Annotated in this window: 13 protein-coding genes; 6 read left to right on the forward strand and 7 right to left on the reverse strand. The window is 64.5% G+C overall.

The window, feature by feature from the left end; translation table 11 throughout:
* Positions 1-3: 3 nt before the first annotated feature.
* Together AC0L2M_RS25350 and AC0L2M_RS25355 are read right to left on the reverse strand one after the other, a co-directional pair.
* The gene (locus AC0L2M_RS25350; protein ID WP_287238193.1) at positions 4-2,652 is read right to left on the reverse strand and encodes a TIGR02302 family protein; all 2,649 of its coding nucleotides are present in this window, start codon (positions 2,650-2,652) and stop codon (positions 4-6) included.
* Positions 2,653-2,825: 173 nt separating this feature from the next.
* Positions 2,826-3,767 (reverse strand): threonine/serine dehydratase, encoded by a 942-nt coding sequence (locus AC0L2M_RS25355; protein WP_473536214.1) that lies wholly within the window; start codon positions 3,765-3,767, stop codon positions 2,826-2,828.
* Positions 3,768-3,817: 50 nt separating this feature from the next.
* Here AC0L2M_RS25355 and AC0L2M_RS25360 point away from each other — a divergent pair, with 50 nt between their 5' ends.
* Entirely contained in the window at positions 3,818-4,120 is a 303-nt protein-coding gene (locus tag AC0L2M_RS25360) for an ArsR/SmtB family transcription factor (protein WP_128246098.1), read from the forward strand.
* Between the two features lie 75 nt (positions 4,121-4,195).
* Here AC0L2M_RS25360 and lysA read toward each other — a convergent pair whose 3' ends face one another.
* The 3 genes from lysA to argH form a co-directional block, all read right to left on the reverse strand.
* A complete protein-coding gene (lysA, locus tag AC0L2M_RS25365) occupies positions 4,196-5,464 on the reverse strand; it encodes a diaminopimelate decarboxylase (RefSeq protein WP_473536215.1) in 1,269 nt (422 codons plus the stop codon).
* A 52-nt stretch (positions 5,465-5,516) separates the two neighbouring features.
* Positions 5,517-5,723 carry a hypothetical protein gene (locus AC0L2M_RS25370; RefSeq protein ID WP_023797221.1) on the reverse strand — a complete coding sequence of 69 codons (207 nt, stop codon included), beginning with the start codon at positions 5,721-5,723 and terminating at the stop codon, positions 5,517-5,519.
* Between the two features lie 68 nt (positions 5,724-5,791).
* Complete coding sequence (gene argH, locus AC0L2M_RS25375; protein ID WP_287238192.1) at positions 5,792-7,192, reverse strand: argininosuccinate lyase; 1,401 nt, start codon at positions 7,190-7,192, stop codon at positions 5,792-5,794.
* A 34-nt stretch (positions 7,193-7,226) separates the two neighbouring features.
* Between argH and tlpA the strand changes: the two genes are divergently transcribed.
* The 5 genes from tlpA to AC0L2M_RS25400 all read left to right on the forward strand — a co-directional run bounded on the left by tlpA (position 7,227) and on the right by AC0L2M_RS25400 (position 12,364).
* Positions 7,227-7,913, forward strand: a complete 687-nt coding sequence (tlpA, locus tag AC0L2M_RS25380; RefSeq protein ID WP_473536216.1) for a thiol:disulfide interchange protein TlpA — start codon at positions 7,227-7,229, stop codon at positions 7,911-7,913.
* Between the two features lie 240 nt (positions 7,914-8,153).
* The gene (gene ugpB, locus AC0L2M_RS25385; protein ID WP_473536217.1) at positions 8,154-9,464 is read left to right on the forward strand and encodes a sn-glycerol-3-phosphate ABC transporter substrate-binding protein UgpB; all 1,311 of its coding nucleotides are present in this window, start codon (positions 8,154-8,156) and stop codon (positions 9,462-9,464) included.
* Positions 9,465-9,547: 83 nt separating this feature from the next.
* On the forward strand, positions 9,548-10,432 hold the full coding sequence (gene ugpA / locus AC0L2M_RS25390; protein ID WP_128176137.1) for a sn-glycerol-3-phosphate ABC transporter permease UgpA: 885 nt from the start codon (positions 9,548-9,550) through the stop codon (positions 10,430-10,432).
* An 8-nt stretch (positions 10,433-10,440) separates the two neighbouring features.
* Positions 10,441-11,289, forward strand: coding sequence for a sn-glycerol-3-phosphate ABC transporter permease UgpE (gene ugpE / locus AC0L2M_RS25395; RefSeq protein ID WP_023797226.1), 849 nt, complete (start codon positions 10,441-10,443; stop codon positions 11,287-11,289).
* Between the two features lie 7 nt (positions 11,290-11,296).
* Positions 11,297-12,364, forward strand: coding sequence for a sn-glycerol-3-phosphate import ATP-binding protein UgpC (locus AC0L2M_RS25400; protein ID WP_473536218.1), 1,068 nt, complete (start codon positions 11,297-11,299; stop codon positions 12,362-12,364).
* 48 nt (positions 12,365-12,412) lie between these two features.
* Here AC0L2M_RS25400 and AC0L2M_RS25405 read toward each other — a convergent pair whose 3' ends face one another.
* Both AC0L2M_RS25405 and AC0L2M_RS25410 read right to left on the reverse strand, forming a co-directional pair.
* Positions 12,413-13,495, reverse strand: a complete 1,083-nt coding sequence (locus tag AC0L2M_RS25405) for an ABC transporter ATP-binding protein (RefSeq protein WP_128176056.1) — start codon at positions 13,493-13,495, stop codon at positions 12,413-12,415.
* Positions 13,492-15,078 carry an ABC transporter permease gene (locus tag AC0L2M_RS25410; RefSeq protein ID WP_419694864.1) on the reverse strand — a complete coding sequence of 529 codons (1,587 nt, stop codon included), beginning with the start codon at positions 15,076-15,078 and terminating at the stop codon, positions 13,492-13,494. The genes AC0L2M_RS25405 and AC0L2M_RS25410 overlap by 4 nt, the downstream gene beginning before the upstream one ends.
* Positions 15,079-15,122: the final 44 nt, after the last annotated feature.

Here is a 15,122-nt window from a genome sequence, read left to right on the forward strand (position 1 = left end):
GCTTTACTTCAACTCCAGTAGCCGCTCCAGATAGCTGCGCTCGATATCGGGGCTGAGCGCGTTGCCGAGCCGCTTGCGGATCGCGTCGAGGATCTGGCGGGCGCGCTGCACGTCGATCTCGTCCGGCACCTTCACCGAATCGCCGAAATCTGGACCCTCGGTGGCGCGTGGCCGGCCGAGCGGATCGCGGTCGGCATTCTGCTGGCGGCCGCCGCGCTGGCCGTCGCCCTCGTCGCCCTGCATGGCCTGCAATTGCTTCATCATGTCCTTGGCGCCCTTGCGCAACGCCTCCAGCGCGCGGCCCTGGTGACCGACCGCCTGATCGCCATCGCTGTCGCCAAGCGCCTGTTCGGCATCGCCCATGGATTTGCCGGCCTCGCCAAATCCCTCATTGGGCTCGAGCCCCATACCTTCGAGACCCTTTCTCAACTGGTCGAGCTCGCTTTGCAGTTTGCCCTGGCCTTCCTGCAACTGCTTCAGCGCGTCGGCGAATTCCTCCGGCGTCATCGGCTTCGGCCGGCCGAGCGGATCGCGGTCTTCGCCTGGGCCGGGCTGCTCGCCCTGTTCGCCCATTTGGCCCTGCTCGCCGTTCTCGCCGAGCTGCTCGTCTCGGTTCTGCCCACGCTGTTGCTGGCCGCGCTGCATCTGGTCCATGCGGAAGGTTTCGTTCATCATCTCCTGCTGGCGCCGCATGATCTCGCCGAGCTTGTCCATCTGCTGGCGCATTTCGCTGTTCTGCTGGCCGCCCTGCTGCTGACGTCCGGCCTGCAGGTTGTTCATCATGTCCTGCAGTTGCGAAAGCAATTGCTGCGCGCTGTCGCGATCGCCGGACTTCGCCAGATTCTCGATCTGGTCCATCATCCGTTCGATATCACTCTGGCGCAGCTCCTGGCCGTTCTGCTGCATCTGCGGCGCGTTTGGATTCTGCTGCGCACGCTGGGCGAATTCCTGCAGGAATTGGTTCATCGCCTCGCGCAGTTCCTTCATCGCCTTGTCGATTTCCTCGTCGCTGGCGCCGTTCTTGATCGCGTCCTGCAACGCCTGCTGCGCCTGGCGCAGCCGCCGCTCGGCGTCCGAAAGATTGCCTTCCTCGATGCCGAGCGCGATCTCCCAGAGATAGGCGACTTCGTCGCGCAATTTGTCGTCGTTGTCGGCCATCTTCAGCCGGGTGCGGGCGCTCATGATGGCGAGGTAGTGCGCCATATTGTCGAACGTGTCTTCGGGCCTGAGCGTGATCGCATCCATCAGGTCGAGCACGCGGCTCTTGGCGTTGGCGTCGAGCGCCAGCGCGCGGCGCTGCTCGATCACGGCCCTGGCCAGCGGATTGGAGAATGGCCGCTCCGGCATCACCAGGGTCCTGGTTTCGCTGGTTGCCGTATGGCCGGCATCGTCGGTGGCGACAAGCCTGAGCTTGATGTCGCCGCCGGCCCAGACATGCTCGGTCAGGTCCTTCGTGGTCTTGGCGGCATTCCCCTTGACGCCGCGGCGCGGCAGCGTCAGCGGCATTTCGGGCGGGCCATAGAGCGGATGCGCATTCGGCGCCGGTGGGTCGGCCAATACGAAATCCGCCTTGGCGGAGGCCGCGCCATAGTCGTCGTCGATCTGGTAGTTGAGTTCGAAGGAGCCGTTGACGGCGCGTTTCGGCTCGCCGACGAAGCGGATTTGTGGCGGCTTGTCCGGGATCACCGCGAAGGCCCAGCTGCCGAGTTCGTCGCCGCCCGAGTTCAGTGTCAGCGTGCCGTTGGCCGTCAGCTTGCCGGTGAACTGGCGCACCGTGGAGGGCGTTGCTGTGGAGGGCGTTGCCGCCGCCGGCTTGGCCGCGTCGGCCTGCTGCCCGGCCGGCTCGATGGTGCGGGCGTTGCCGTCGGCGTCGGCATAGCTCAGCGTTTCCTCGCCCGAGCCGCCGGTGACGCGCAGCGAGACATCGCTGCCTTCCGGAACGGTGAAGGTGGACGCAGCCTGATTGTCATTGCTGGCGAGGGCCGGGTTGGCGAAGGCTGGGGAAGTGAGGAAGACCGGTGCCCTGCCGGTGTAGGCCGGCGGCGTCACCCAGGCGTCGATGCGCGGCGGCACGGCGTCGCGCGCCGCGTGGGCACTGAACCCGTCCGCGATGCGGCCGCCCGACGGTCCGAACGAGAAGGCGAAAGCGGTGACCAACACAAGCGCCGCCACGGCGCGCAGCCCCCACGGGTCGCGCTCCGGCACCCGGGTGCGTGGCAGGTCGCCACCGAGGTTGCCGAGTTTTTCGGCCATGCGTTTCTGGTGCTCGCGCCACAGCGCTTGCGAAAAAATGCTTTCCCTGCCGCTCGGCCGGTCGGTCTGCACCAGCACCGGGCTGTGCAGCAATAAGTTGGCCGCCTCGATTCGCCGATCGATCTCGGCACTGGACGGCACCCGGAAGAAACGCAGGGGATAGAGCGCGACAAGGGCTGCGATGGCGAACACAGCCACAAGACCGATACGCGCCATGTCGGGAAGCAGAAGGAAGAGGCCGAGCCACGAGACGCTGAGGAACAGGCTGGCGACGATGACGAGTGGAAGCAGCAACGGCCAGCCACGCTCGACCGTCATCGAGACCCGCGTCGCCAGCCGGCTCACGGCAAGGCGCCCGGCCAGGCTGCGATCGCTGGTGATGGTGGGTCGTTGCGTCATCGGCCCTTCCTGTTCGGGCGGGATAACCCGAACCTCACAAATCTATCGCACCGGCCCGAAAATCGGATGCGAAGGACTCAAAGTCTTAGATGCACGTCGCTCCAAACATACCAAGAAACACGGCGAAGGCGAGGCAGTTCCCTAAAACGTGAACAGGACTGCCCCCGCTATCGTCAGAATTTAGCCGGATTGGCGTTTGCACCGCAGACCAGCACGGCGACACGCTCGCCCGCAGCCGGCGCGTAGCGGCCCGACAGGATCGCCGCGAAGGCCGCGGCGCCGCCCGGCTCGGAGATGATTCGCACCCGGTCCCAAAGAGCCGTCTGCGCGGCGACGATCTCGTCGTCGCTGACCAGTATGGAACGCTCGACGAAGGCCTCGGCGATCGGAAACATCATTTCGCCGACGCGCTTCGGCGCCAGCGAATCGGCGGCGATGCCCTCAGTCGGCGCATCGACGGGCCGGCCGGCCTCGAAGGCGCGATGAAGCGTCGGCGCGCCCTCCGGCTCGACGGCAATGATCCTGATGCGGCCGGCAAACCAGGCGGCGATGCCGCCGATCAGGCCGCCGCCGCCTACGGCGACCAGCAGCGTGTCGAGTTCAGGCAGGTCGGTCTCGATCTCAAGGCCGAGCGTGCCTTGCCCGATCAGCGTTTCCTCCTGGTTGAACGCATGGATCTGCAGCGCGCCGGACCTTTCGGCAAAGTCTTCGCTGGCGGCCAGCGCTTCGGCATAGCGTGCGCCACCGACGACCAATTCGGCGCCATAGCCGCGGATGCGTTCCAGCTTGGCCGGCGGGCTCACTTCGGGAACGAAGATGGTTGCCTTGTGGCCAAGCCGCATGGCGGCGTAGGCGACCGCGGCACCATGATTGCCGCCCGATGCCGCGACGACGCCAGCCTCGGGAACCGGCCGCTCGAGAAGATTGGTGAAGGCGCCGCGCGCCTTGAACGAGCCGGAATGCTGCAGGCATTCGAGCTTCAGGTCGACGCTAAGAGGCGGGCGGCCGAAATCGGCCATGTCGACGCGCAGCACCGGCGTGTGGCGCACGAAGGGCCGGATGCGCGGCTCCATTGCGGCGATGCGTTCGCGGGTGATGCTATTGCCGTTCAGCATGGTCTGCTCCCAAGGGTTGACATCACTTAGTAACTTAGCAAAATGACTAAATGCAAGAGGTTGATGTCTTCAAGGCGATCGCCAACGAGCGCAGGCTGCAAATCCTCGATTGGCTGAAGGATCCGCGCGCGCATTTTACGCCGCAGACCGATGGCGATCTGGTCGAGGACGGCGTCTGCGCGCTGCTGATTGCGGAAAAGCTGGGGATTACCCAGGCGACGCTCAGCGAGCATATGCGGGTGCTGACCCAGGCTGGCCTTCTGCGCAGCAAGCGTATCAAGCAGTGGACGTTCTATCGCCGCGACGAAGGCAGGATCGCCGAGACCAGGGCGCTGATTCAGCACCGGCTGTAGCGCCGCAGACGATCTATTCTTGTTTGACCATGATCCTTTCCGAAAACCGGTTCTCACTTTTTCGGGATCATGGGTCTATTCAAGCCAATCGGGCAGCGAATCCAGGCCGATCAGCTCGTCATAGGTCTGGCGCCGGCGCACGACATGGAAACGGTCGCCGTCGACCAGCACTTCAGGCACCAGCGGCCTGGTGTTGTAGGTGCCGGCCTGCACCGCGCCATAGGCGCCGGCGGTGGCGACGGCGATCAGGTCGCCGGCCTTCAGCCGCGGCAGGTCGCGGTCGAGGCCGAGATAATCGCCGGCCTCGCAGACCGGGCCGACCACGTCGACCGTCATGCGCGGCGCCGCGGCCGGCTGCTGCACCACCGGCTTGATGTCATGGAAGGCGTCATAGAGCGTCGGCCGGATCAGATCATTCATCGCGGCGTCGACGACCAGGAAATTCCTGGCGTCGCCCTCCTTCACGAAGATCACCTGGGAGACCAGGATGCCGGCATTGCCTGATATCAGCCGGCCCGGCTCGAACATCACCTTCAGCCCGAGCTTGGCGACGTGCTTCTTGACGATCTGAGCATAAGCGTCCGGCAGGGGAGGCGGGCTGTTGTCGACGCGGTAGGGAATGCCGAGGCCGCCGCCGAGGTCGATATGCTCGATGGCGTGCCCGTCGGCGCGCAGCACGCCGACCAACTCCACCAGCAGCGCAAAGGCGTCGTCGAAGGGCTGCAACTCGGTGATCTGGCTGCCGATATGAGTGTCGATGCCGGTGACCTTGATGCCAGGCAGCTCAGCTGCGCGGGCATAGACCTTTCGCGCCTTCTGCCAGGGAATGCCGAACTTGTTCTCGGCCCTGCCGGTGGAGATCTTCTTGTGGGTCTTGGCGTCGACATCCGGATTGATGCGCAGCGAGATCGACGCGACCTTACCCAGCGCCGTGGTGCGGGCCGACAGCAATTCAAGTTCCGGCTCGGATTCGACGTTGAAGCACAAAATGCCGGCCGAGAGCGCAAAATCCATTTCGCGCGCGGTCTTGCCAACGCCGGAAAACAGGATCTTGCTGGCTGGAATGCCGGCGGCCAGCGCGCGTCGCAATTCGCCTTCCGAGACCACGTCGGCGCCGGCGCCGAGTTTTGCCAGGATTTTTAGCACCGCCTGGTTGGAATTCGCCTTCATGGCGTAGCAGACCAGCGCGTCGAGCCCGGCAAAGGCCTGCGCAAACACGCGGAAATGCCTGGTCAGCGTCGCCGTCGAATAGCAATAGAACGGCGTGCCGACGCTTGCGGCGATCTCTGATATCGCCACGTCCTCGGCATGCAGCACGCCGTCGCGGTAGTCGAAATGGTTCACGAGAGTGGTTCCGGAAGTTGGAGCACGATGAGATCGGCCGATCTCATCGGCTCTAGATCAACGGATCGAGAATGAATTTTTTGTCCTCGACCGGTTTTTCCGGCTCCGGCGGCACCGGCTGCTCGGCCTTTTGTGCGTCCTTGCGTGCCTGCACGGCCGCCTCATACGGCGTGTCGAGCCCGGCTTTCCTGCCGCACGCCGTAACGGTCGCCAGCGCCGCCAGCAGCGTCAGCGTCACCAAAATCCTGCTTGCGGTCATTGATCCATCCGTCCGAAACTTTTGCCCGCCGCTTTTAGCCGAGTTTATCCGGCATTGCACCCCGGCAATCACGCCCTGCCGATGTGCTTTTTCCAGTAGCGGATCTGCTTCCTCACTTCCGACGGCGCGGTGCCGCCGAAGCTCGTGCGGCTCTTTACCGAATTCTGCACGGCGAGCACCGAAAACACGTCCGCCGTGATGCCGGGGTGAATGGACTGCAAGTCTTCCAGCGGCAGCCTGTCGAGCCCGATCTTCCTTGCTTCGGCCAGCGCCACGGCGCGGCCGGTGACGTGGTGCGCCTCGCGGAACGGCAGACCGAGGCTGCGCACCAGCCAGTCGGCGAGATCGGTCGCGGTCGCATAGCCTGACCCGGCGGCCTTCTTCATGGCGGCGGCATTCACCGTCATGTCGCGCACCATGCCGGTCATCGCCGCCAGCATCAGGTCGAGCGTCTCGGCGACGTCGAACACGGATTCCTTGTCTTCCTGCATGTCCTTGCCGTAGGTCAGCGGCATGCCCTTCATGACAGTCAGCAGGCCGACCAGATGGCCGGTGACGCGGCCGGTCTTGCCGCGCACCAGCTCGGCGGCGTCGGGGTTCTTCTTCTGCGGCATGATCGAGGAGCCGGTGGAGAATGAGTCCGACAGCCTGACGAAGCCGAATTGCGGCGTCGACCAGATGATGATTTCTTCGGCCAGCCGCGACAGATGCGTCGCGCAGATCGCCGCCAGCCCCAAAAACTCGAGCGCGAAATCGCGGTCCGAAACGCTGTCTAGGGAATTGCGCATCGGCTCACGGAAGCCGAGCGCCCTGGCCGTCTGGTGCCGGTCGATCGGAAAGCTGGTGCCGGCAAGCGCGGCCGCACCGAGCGGGCTTTCGTCCATCCGTTCGATAGCGTCGCGAACACGCGACAGGTCGCGCGAGAACATCTCGACATAGGCCATGCAGTGATGGCCGAAGGTTACCGGCTGAGCCGCCTGCATGTGGGTGAAGCCCGGCATCACCGTTGCCGCATGCTCCTCGGCCCGCTCCAGGAACGCCGTGATCAGACCCTTCAGCGCCTCGGCGACGCGAAAGCACTCGTCCTTGACCCATAGCCTGAGATCGACCGCCACCTGGTCGTTGCGCGAACGGGCGGTATGCAGGCGGCCGGCAGCCGGGCCGATCAGCTCGGCAAGGCGGGCCTCGACATTCATGTGGATGTCTTCCAGCCTGGTCGAGAACTCGAACGTGCCGGCTTCGATCTCTGCCAGGATCGTGTTCAGCCCGTGAGCGATTTTTTCTTGGTCGGCCGCCGAAATAATGCCGGTTTGCGCCAGCATCTCGCTGTGGGCGATCGAGCCTCTGATGTCCTGCGCGTAGAGTTTGCGGTCGAACGAGATCGACGCGTTGATCGCTTCCATGATCGCGGCCGGACCCGAGGCAAAACGTCCGCCCCACATCTGGTTGCTGGCCTTCTTGTCGCTCATCGCTATAACCCGTGCTCCGGAGCAGTTTTAAAAAATGGCAGACGGCAATCGATTTTTCCCGGCCCCGCGCCTCATCCTCGCCGCTTTGGTGGCAGGCGTGCTGGCCGGCGCGGTCGCGGTATATGTCAGCGAAAGCGGTTCTGGCAACAACGCCCCCGCTCAAGTCGCGGTTGGCGACAGCAAGGACGATGTCGCCTGCGCCGCCAAGGCCGACCGCGCCAAGACGGTCGCGGCGGCTGCCACCGGCCAGGTTGCAGCACTTTTGCCGGCCGATCCGCCGCAATCGCTGAAGGGCCTTGCCTTCAACAGCCCCGACGGCAAGCCGATGACGCTCGCCGACCATGCCGGCAAGACGGTGCTGCTCAATCTGTGGGCGACATGGTGCGCGCCCTGCCGCGCCGAAATGCCGGCGCTCGACGCGCTGCAGAACGAAATGGGCAGCGATGCCTTCGAGGTCGTCGCGGTCAATGTCGATGCCGGCGACGACAGCAAGCCGAAGAAGTTCCTCGAGGAGACCGGCGTCGAGGCGCTCGGCTACTACCGCGATTCGACGATGGCGCTGTTCAACGATCTCAAGACACGCGGCCTGGCGCTCGGCCTGCCGGTCACCATGCTGATCGACGGTGAAGGCTGCCTGATTGCCCACATGAACGGCCCGGCAGAATGGTCGAGCCCCGACGCCAAGCGGCTGGTCGAGACGGCGCTCGGCAAGTCGGACTAATGCATGTCGCGCAAAGTGCGCTCTTTAGGAGGCGCCGACGATTGCCGGTCGTCGTCGTTGTTCGATTGGTAAGCCGGCTTTTCAATTGCTTTCCATCGGCTCTCATCTCGAAGCGCACGCCACTTTAAGTGGAAATCAAGTTCATCGGCCTGCAACAAAACCGTTGTCCAATTGTCACGGGCGGCACATATTGGCATTGCGAGAGTGCCCCTTTCGCCAATGACAAACGGGAGATGAAACATGAAGTTCTTCGGCTTCGCGGCCGGTGTCGCCGCCACCTTGACCCTGCTTTCCACCACATCCGCCTTCGCCGTCACGCAGATCAGCTGGTGGCACGCCATGACCGGCGCCAACGCCGAGGTCGTCGGCAAGATCTCCAAGGATTTCAACGCCAGCCAGAGCGACTATGAACTGGTTCCGGTGTTCAAGGGCACCTATCCGGAGACGCTGAATGCCGGCATCGCCGCCTTCCGCGCCGGCCAGGCGCCCGATATCCTCCAGGTGTTCGACGTCGGCACCGGCGTGATGATGGCGGCCGAGGGCGCGATCAAGCCGGTGGCCGAGGTGATGACCGGTGCCGGGATGACCTTCGACAAGAGCCAGTATCTGCCCGGTATCGTCGGCTATTATTCGAAGCCGGACGGCACCATGCTGTCCTTCCCCTACAACTCCTCCTCGCCGATCCTTTACTACAACAAGGATATCTTCCAGAAGGCCGCCCTCGACGTGAACAATCCGCCCAAGACCTGGAACGAGGTGTGGGAAGCCGCCAAGAAGATCAAGACGAGCGGCGCCGCCCCTTGTGGCTATACCTCGACCTGGCTGACCTGGATCCATCTGGAGAATTTCGCGGCGTGGAATGATGTGTCGTGGGCGACCCAGCAGAACGGCCTGGCCGGCGGCGATGTCGAACTCAAGATCAACGCGCCGATTTTTGTCAACCACTTCCAGGCGCTCGCGGATCTCGCCAAGGACGGCACCTTCAAATATGGCGGGCGCACCTCCGAAGCCAAGCAGATCTTCCTCGCCGGCGAATGCGGCATCTTCACCGAATCGTCGGGCGGCCTCGGCGACATCGTCAAGTCCGGCATGAACTACGGCATCGGCCAGCTTCCCTACGACAGCGACGCCAAGGGCGCACCGCAGAACACCACGCCGGGCGGCGCCAGCCTGTGGGTGTTCGGCGCCAAGTCGGACGAGCAATACAAGGGTGTCGCGGCGTTCTTCGCCTACCTGTCCAAGACCGATGTGCAGGAATATCTGCACCAGAAGTCAGGATACCTGCCGGTGACGCTTGCTGCCTACGAGGCGACCAAGAAATCGGGCTTCTATGACAAGAACCCCGGCCGTGAGACACCCATCCTGCAAATGACTGGCAAGGCGCCGACCGACAACTCGAAGGGCGTGCGCCTGCCGAACCTGCCGCAGGTGCGCGATATCCAGAACGAGGAGTTCGAGAAGATGCTGGCCGGCCAGCAAACCGCTCAGCAGGCGCTTGACAACGCGGTTACGCGCGGCAACGCCGCAATCAAGGAAGCGCTGGAGAACTGACGAGATTATCTCGGTTGGTGTCGGTTTGAATATCGCCCACGCGAGTTCGCGTGGGCGTCCCCGAGATAGCGAAGGAAATCAGCCTGTCTCCCCGCGTCGTCTTTCCCAACAAGATCCTGCCCTACCTGCTGGTGGCGCCACAACTCGCCATAACACTGGTTTTCTTCTACTGGCCGGCCGGTCAGGCGCTTTACCAGTCGATGCTCAGACAGGATCCGTTCGGGCTGAGGACCAGGTTTGTCTGGTTTGCCAATTTCCGCAAGGTGCTGGCCGATCCTGCCTACCTCAATTCGATCAAGGTCACCGTGGTGTTCTCGCTTGCGACCGCGATCGTCGCGATGTGCGTGGCCCTGCTGCTTGCGGTCATGGCCGAGAAGGCGGTGCGCGGCAAAGGCCTCTACCGCACCCTGTTGATTTGGCCCTATGCCGTGGCGCCGGCGATTGCCGGCATGCTGTGGCTTTTTCTGTTCAATCCTTCAATCGGCTCGTTGGCCTATTTGCTGCGAAGCCTCGGCATCGCCTGGGACCCGCTGCTCAACGGCACCCACGCCATGATCCTGCTGGTGTCGGCGGCTGCCTGGAAGCAGATCAGTTACAATTTCCTGTTCTTCGTCGCCGGTCTGCAGGCAGTGCCGAAAACGCTAATCGAGGCGGCGGCCATGGACGGCGCCGGCGAGACCAAGCGCTTCTGGACCATCGTCTTCCCGCTGCTCGCGCCGACCACCTTTTTCCTGCTGGTCGTCAACACCGTCTATGCCCTGTTCGATACGTTCGGCATCGTTCATGCCGTCACCGGCGGCGGGCCGGGCAAGGCGACCGAGACGCTGGTCTACAAGGTCTACAATGACGGCTTCGTCAATCTGATCCTGGGCGACTCGGCGGCGCAGTCGGTCATCCTGATGGCAATCGTCATTGCGCTCACCGCTATCCAGTTCCGCTACGTGGAACGCAAAGTCCATTACGGCTGAGGGCAGCGATGATCGGCCAGTCTCCGCTCCGCACCTTCATCGCCCATGCCGTGCTGATCCTCGGCATATTGATCGTGGCTTTCCCGATCTACTACACGTTCGTTGCCTCGACGCACACGCTGCAAACCATCCTCAGGCCGCCGCTGCCGCTCTTGCCCGGCGGCCAGCTCTGGAACAACTACAGCGAGGCGCTGTTCGGCGGCATTGGCCGCATCGGCGGTGTCAGCGTCGGCCAACTGCTCCTCAACACCACGATCATGGCGCTCGGCGTTGCGGTGGGAAAGATCTGCATCTCGATCCTGTCGGCCTACGCGATCGTGTTCTTCCGCTTTCCCCTGCGCATGACCTTCTTCTGGCTGATCTTCATCACCTTGATGCTTCCGGTGGAAGTGCGCATCCTTCCGACCTACAAGGTAATGGTCGATCTCGGCATGATCGACACCTATGCCGGCCTGATTATCCCGCTGATCGCCTCGGCCACCGCGACGCTGCTGTTCCGCCAGTTCTTCATGACCATACCGGGCGAATTGGTCGAGGCGGCGCGCGTCGACGGCGCCGGGCCATGGCGCTTCTTCTTCGATATCCTGTTGCCATTGTCGCGCACCAATATCGCGGCGCTGTTCGTGATCCTCTTCATCTACGGCTGGACGCAGTATCTTTGGCCGCTGCTGGTCACCAACAGCAACGACATGAACACCATCGTCATCGCGTTGAGAAAGATGGTTTCCTTTGCCGATGCCGATACCGAATGGCACCTGGTCATGGTCACGGCGATGCTGGCCATCGTGCCGCCGATCCTGGTGGTGGTGCTGATGCAACGCTGGTTCGTGCGCGGCCTGGTCGAATCCGAAAAGTGAGAAGCTGATGGCGACCGTCGATCTGAAGGACGTGAAGAAGGTCTATCCCAGCGGCGTCGAAGCCGTGAAGGGGGTCTCCATCGCCATTCCCGACAAGGAGCTTTGCGTGCTGGTCGGCCCATCCGGCTGCGGCAAGTCGACGCTGCTGAGGATGATCGCCGGGTTGGAGACCATTTCCGCCGGTACGGTCGCCATCGACGGCAAAGTGGTCAACGCCATCGGCCCGACCGAGCGCGACATCGCCATGGTGTTCCAGAACTACGCGCTTTACCCGCATATGAAAGTCTATGACAACATGGCCTATGGCCTGCGCAATCGCGGCACGCCGAAGGACGAGATCGACAGCAGGGTGCGTTCGACCGCCAAGGTGCTGGAGCTTTCGGCGCTGCTCGACCGGCGGCCTCGCGAGCTTTCCGGCGGTCAACGCCAGCGTGTCGCCATGGGCCGCGCCATCGTGCGCAATCCGAAGGTCTTCCTGTTCGACGAGCCGCTCAGCAATCTCGATGCCAAATTGCGCGGGCAGATGCGGGTCGAGATCAAGAACTTGCAGCGCACGCTCGGCGTCACCTCGGTCTATGTCACCCACGACCAGCTCGAGGCGATGACGCTGGCCGACATCCTTGTTGTCATGAACGCCGGGCTGGTCGAGCAAACGGGCGCGCCGCTCGACATCTACGAAAAGCCGGCGTCGATCTTCGTCGCTTCCTTCATCGGCGCGCCGCCGATGAACCTCCTGGCGCTGACCGGAAGTTCCTCAGGCCCGATACTGGCTGACGGCACCGCGATCGGCTTTGCGGCTCCCGGAACGCAAGCCGTGACGCTGGGGTTTCGCCCTGAAGATGCCGACGTCACCCTCAATGCGGAGGCGCTGCCCGGTGCGCTCGTCCTGCCGGCGGCAGTCGAAGCGGTCGAGCCGGTCGGGGCCGAAAGCTTTCTTCACTGCGCCGCAGCCGGCAGCCGTATCATCGTGCGCGTCTCAGGGCGCGCCACCGCAAAGCCCGGCGACCAGTTGCGTGTCGTGGCCAAGTCCGAAAAGCTGCACTGGTTCGATCAGGCCGGCAAGCGGGTCGATTGAAGCTGGCCTGTCGGCCTGACCGGCGAACCGCGCCAGACGCAAGACCGTTCAGGCGAACACATGCGCCTTGCCCGACACCGTCAGCCGGACGATCTCGCCAACCGTCGGTGTGTCCATGCCCGGCTTGCGCAGGACCAGTGGCGTGTTGCCGATCGCGGCTGCGTCCGGCGGATCGGGACTGTTCAAGAGCCGCACCGCGATGGTGCACATCGAGCCGGCGAATTCGGATTCCGTGACCTCGCCGAACAGCATGTCCGGCGTGCCCGACATGCCTTCGCGCGATGTCCGTTTCAAAAGCACCTGTTCCGGCCGCAGCATGATGCGGACGAGATCGCGCCGCTCGGTGCTGTCGACGGCGATGCGGCCGAGCGGCGAGCTGGCGAAGCCGTCCGCGATCCTGGCCGGCAGGATGATGGCGTCGCCGAGGAATTCGGCGACCATCCGGTCCTTCGGCTTGAGATAAAGCTCGCGCGGCGTGCCGACCTGCGAGAATTTGCCGTCGCGCATCACCGCGACCTGGCTGGCAAAGGACAGCGCCTCGGCCTGGTCGTGCGTGACCAGGATCGTGGTGATGCCGGCGGTCTCCAGAAGCTCGGCCACCGCCTTGCGCATCGAGGCGCGCAGGCCGGTGTCGAGCGCCGAGAACGGCTCGTCGAGCAGCATCAGCCGCGGCTTCATGGCCATGGCGCGGGCCAACGCCACACGCTGCTGCTGGCCGCCTGAGAGCTCGTGCGGCCGCCGTTTCAGGATCGCCTTGTCGAGCCCGACGATATAGGCGAGCTCGGCGATACGCTCGCTGCGCTTGTCCTCGTGATGCCGCATGCCGAAACCGATATTGGCGGCGATGCTCAGATGCGGGAACAGGGCGCCGTCCTGCGCCACCACGCCGATGCCGCGCCGATATGCCGGCACCGCGGCGTCGCCATTGGCCAGCACCTCGCCGTCGAGCACGATGCGACCCTGGTCCGGCGCTTCGAAGCCGGCGATCAACCGCAGCAGGGTCGTCTTGCCGCAGCCTGACGGTCCGACGATCGCCGTGCGGCTGCCGCTGGCCACGCTGAGGTCGACGCCGGCCAGTGCGGCCACCGGGCCGTAGTGCTTGTGCACATCGGTGAGTTCGAGGAAGCTCATCGCCCGGCCATCCGCTTCGACTGGACGTAGAGCAGCCAGGTCAGCGGCAGCGACATCGCCACCATGATGAGCGCGTAAGGTGCGGCGGACGCATAGTCGATCTCGCCGCTGTGGGCCCAGAACGCCATCGCCAGCGTGCGGGTGCCGTTGGGCGCCAGCATCTGCGTGGCGGTCAATTCGTTCATGATGCCGAGCGCCACCAGCGCCATGCCCGCCGCGGCACCCGGCGCCGACAGGCGGATCGTCGTCGACCACAGCGCCCTGAGCGGTGGCCGGCCGAGACTGGCGGCGGCGCGCTCGAGCTCGACCGGTGCCTGCGCGATCGATGCTCGCAGGCTGATCAGGGCGCGCGGCAGGAACATCAGCGCATAGGCAACGAGGATCGTGAACAGGGTCTGATAGAGCGGCAGCGCGATGCGCACCGTGATGGTGACCAGCGCCAACGCCACGACGACGCCGGGCAGCGAGCCGACGATGTAGTTGCAGCCCTCCAGAAGGCGCTGCAGCGGCCCCGGTGCCCGGATCGAAATCCAGGCCATCGGCATGGCGGCGATAGTGGCGAGCAGGGCGCCGGCGAGCGCCAGGAACAGGGTCTGGCCGAGCGCCAGGCCGATCTCATCGAGGCGCCAGACATCGGCGCCGCCGGCCACAAGCCAGCGGCCGATGGTGACGAACGGCACGCCGAGCGCCAGCAGCGCGGTGACAACGGGCAGAGCCAAGCACGGGATGGTGGCGCGGCCGAGCCTTGTGCGTTGCTGCTGCCGCGCGGCGCCCGAGCCGACGCGGGCATAGCGCTCCTCGCCGCGCACCAGCACTTCGATCCCGAGCAGCACGAAACAGCATGTCACCAGCACCGCAGCCAGCATGTTGGCGGCGGGGCCGTTGAAGGTCGACTGGAACTGGTCGACGATCGCGGTGGTGAAGGTATCGAAGCGGATGAACACGTAGAGGCCGTACTCGGCCAGGAGATGCAGGCCGACCAGCAGCGAGCCGCCGCAAACGGCGAGCCTGAGCTGCGGCAGCACGACCCGCCGGAACACGCGCCATGGCCCGAGGCCGACGGCTGCCGCGGCGTCTTCGAGAGCAGGATCGAGCCGGCGCAAGGCTGCCGCCACCGGCAGATAGAGGAACGGGAAATAGGCGACGACTGAAACCAGGACGCCGGCCCACAGCCCGTGCAGTCCCGGCACCAGGGTGATCCAGGCGTAGCTGTGGACGAAGGCGGGGATGGCGAGCGGCGCCACCGACAGCCAGGCCCACAGGCGTGCACCGGGAAGGCTGCTGCGTTCGGTCAGCCAGGCCAGCGCCACCGAGAGCACGATGCAGATCGGCACCGCCAGCACCACCAAAAGCAGGGTGTTGACCAGGAGCTCGCCAACACGTGGCCGGAAGACCAGTGCCGATACGGTGTCCCAGCCGGTCTGCACGGCAATCCAGATGATGAAGGCGAGCGGCAGCAGCGAGAACAGTGAGACCAGGATGGCGGCGAGCGAAATCCAGGATATCGGCCGCCGGCGCCTCCAATGCACAGCCACCATGCCGGTCGGCAAGCCTGAACGTGCAAGGTCGGCCGCAGGCAGCATCAGCTCAGACGCCGAGCCGTTGCCGCCCGCTGGCGGAAACGGTC

It is taken from the genome of Mesorhizobium sp. WSM4806 (assembly GCF_055811635.1).

Excerpts from the sequence above, each read along its gene's own strand:
- AC0L2M_RS25370 (WP_023797221.1), bottom strand. The coding sequence starts at position 5,723 with ATGACCGCAAGCAGGATTTTGGTGACGCTGACGCTGCTGGCGGCGCTG.
- AC0L2M_RS25355 (WP_473536214.1), bottom strand. The coding sequence starts at position 3,767 with ATGCTGAACGGCAATAGCATCACCCGCGAACGCATCGCCGCAATGGAG.
- tlpA (WP_473536216.1), top strand. The coding sequence starts at position 7,227 with ATGGCAGACGGCAATCGATTTTTCCCGGCCCCGCGCCTCATCCTCGCC.
- argH (WP_287238192.1), bottom strand. The coding sequence starts at position 7,192 with ATGAGCGACAAGAAGGCCAGCAACCAGATGTGGGGCGGACGTTTTGCC.
- AC0L2M_RS25400 (WP_473536218.1), top strand. The coding sequence starts at position 11,297 with ATGGCGACCGTCGATCTGAAGGACGTGAAGAAGGTCTATCCCAGCGGC.
- ugpB (WP_473536217.1), top strand. The coding sequence starts at position 8,154 with ATGAAGTTCTTCGGCTTCGCGGCCGGTGTCGCCGCCACCTTGACCCTG.
- ugpE (WP_023797226.1), top strand. The coding sequence starts at position 10,441 with ATGATCGGCCAGTCTCCGCTCCGCACCTTCATCGCCCATGCCGTGCTG.
- AC0L2M_RS25410 (WP_419694864.1), bottom strand. The coding sequence starts at position 15,078 with ATGCTGCCTGCGGCCGACCTTGCACGTTCAGGCTTGCCGACCGGCATG.
- AC0L2M_RS25360 (WP_128246098.1), top strand. The coding sequence starts at position 3,818 with ATGCAAGAGGTTGATGTCTTCAAGGCGATCGCCAACGAGCGCAGGCTG.
- AC0L2M_RS25405 (WP_128176056.1), bottom strand. The coding sequence starts at position 13,495 with ATGAGCTTCCTCGAACTCACCGATGTGCACAAGCACTACGGCCCGGTG.
- AC0L2M_RS25350 (WP_287238193.1), bottom strand. The coding sequence starts at position 2,652 with ATGACGCAACGACCCACCATCACCAGCGATCGCAGCCTGGCCGGGCGC.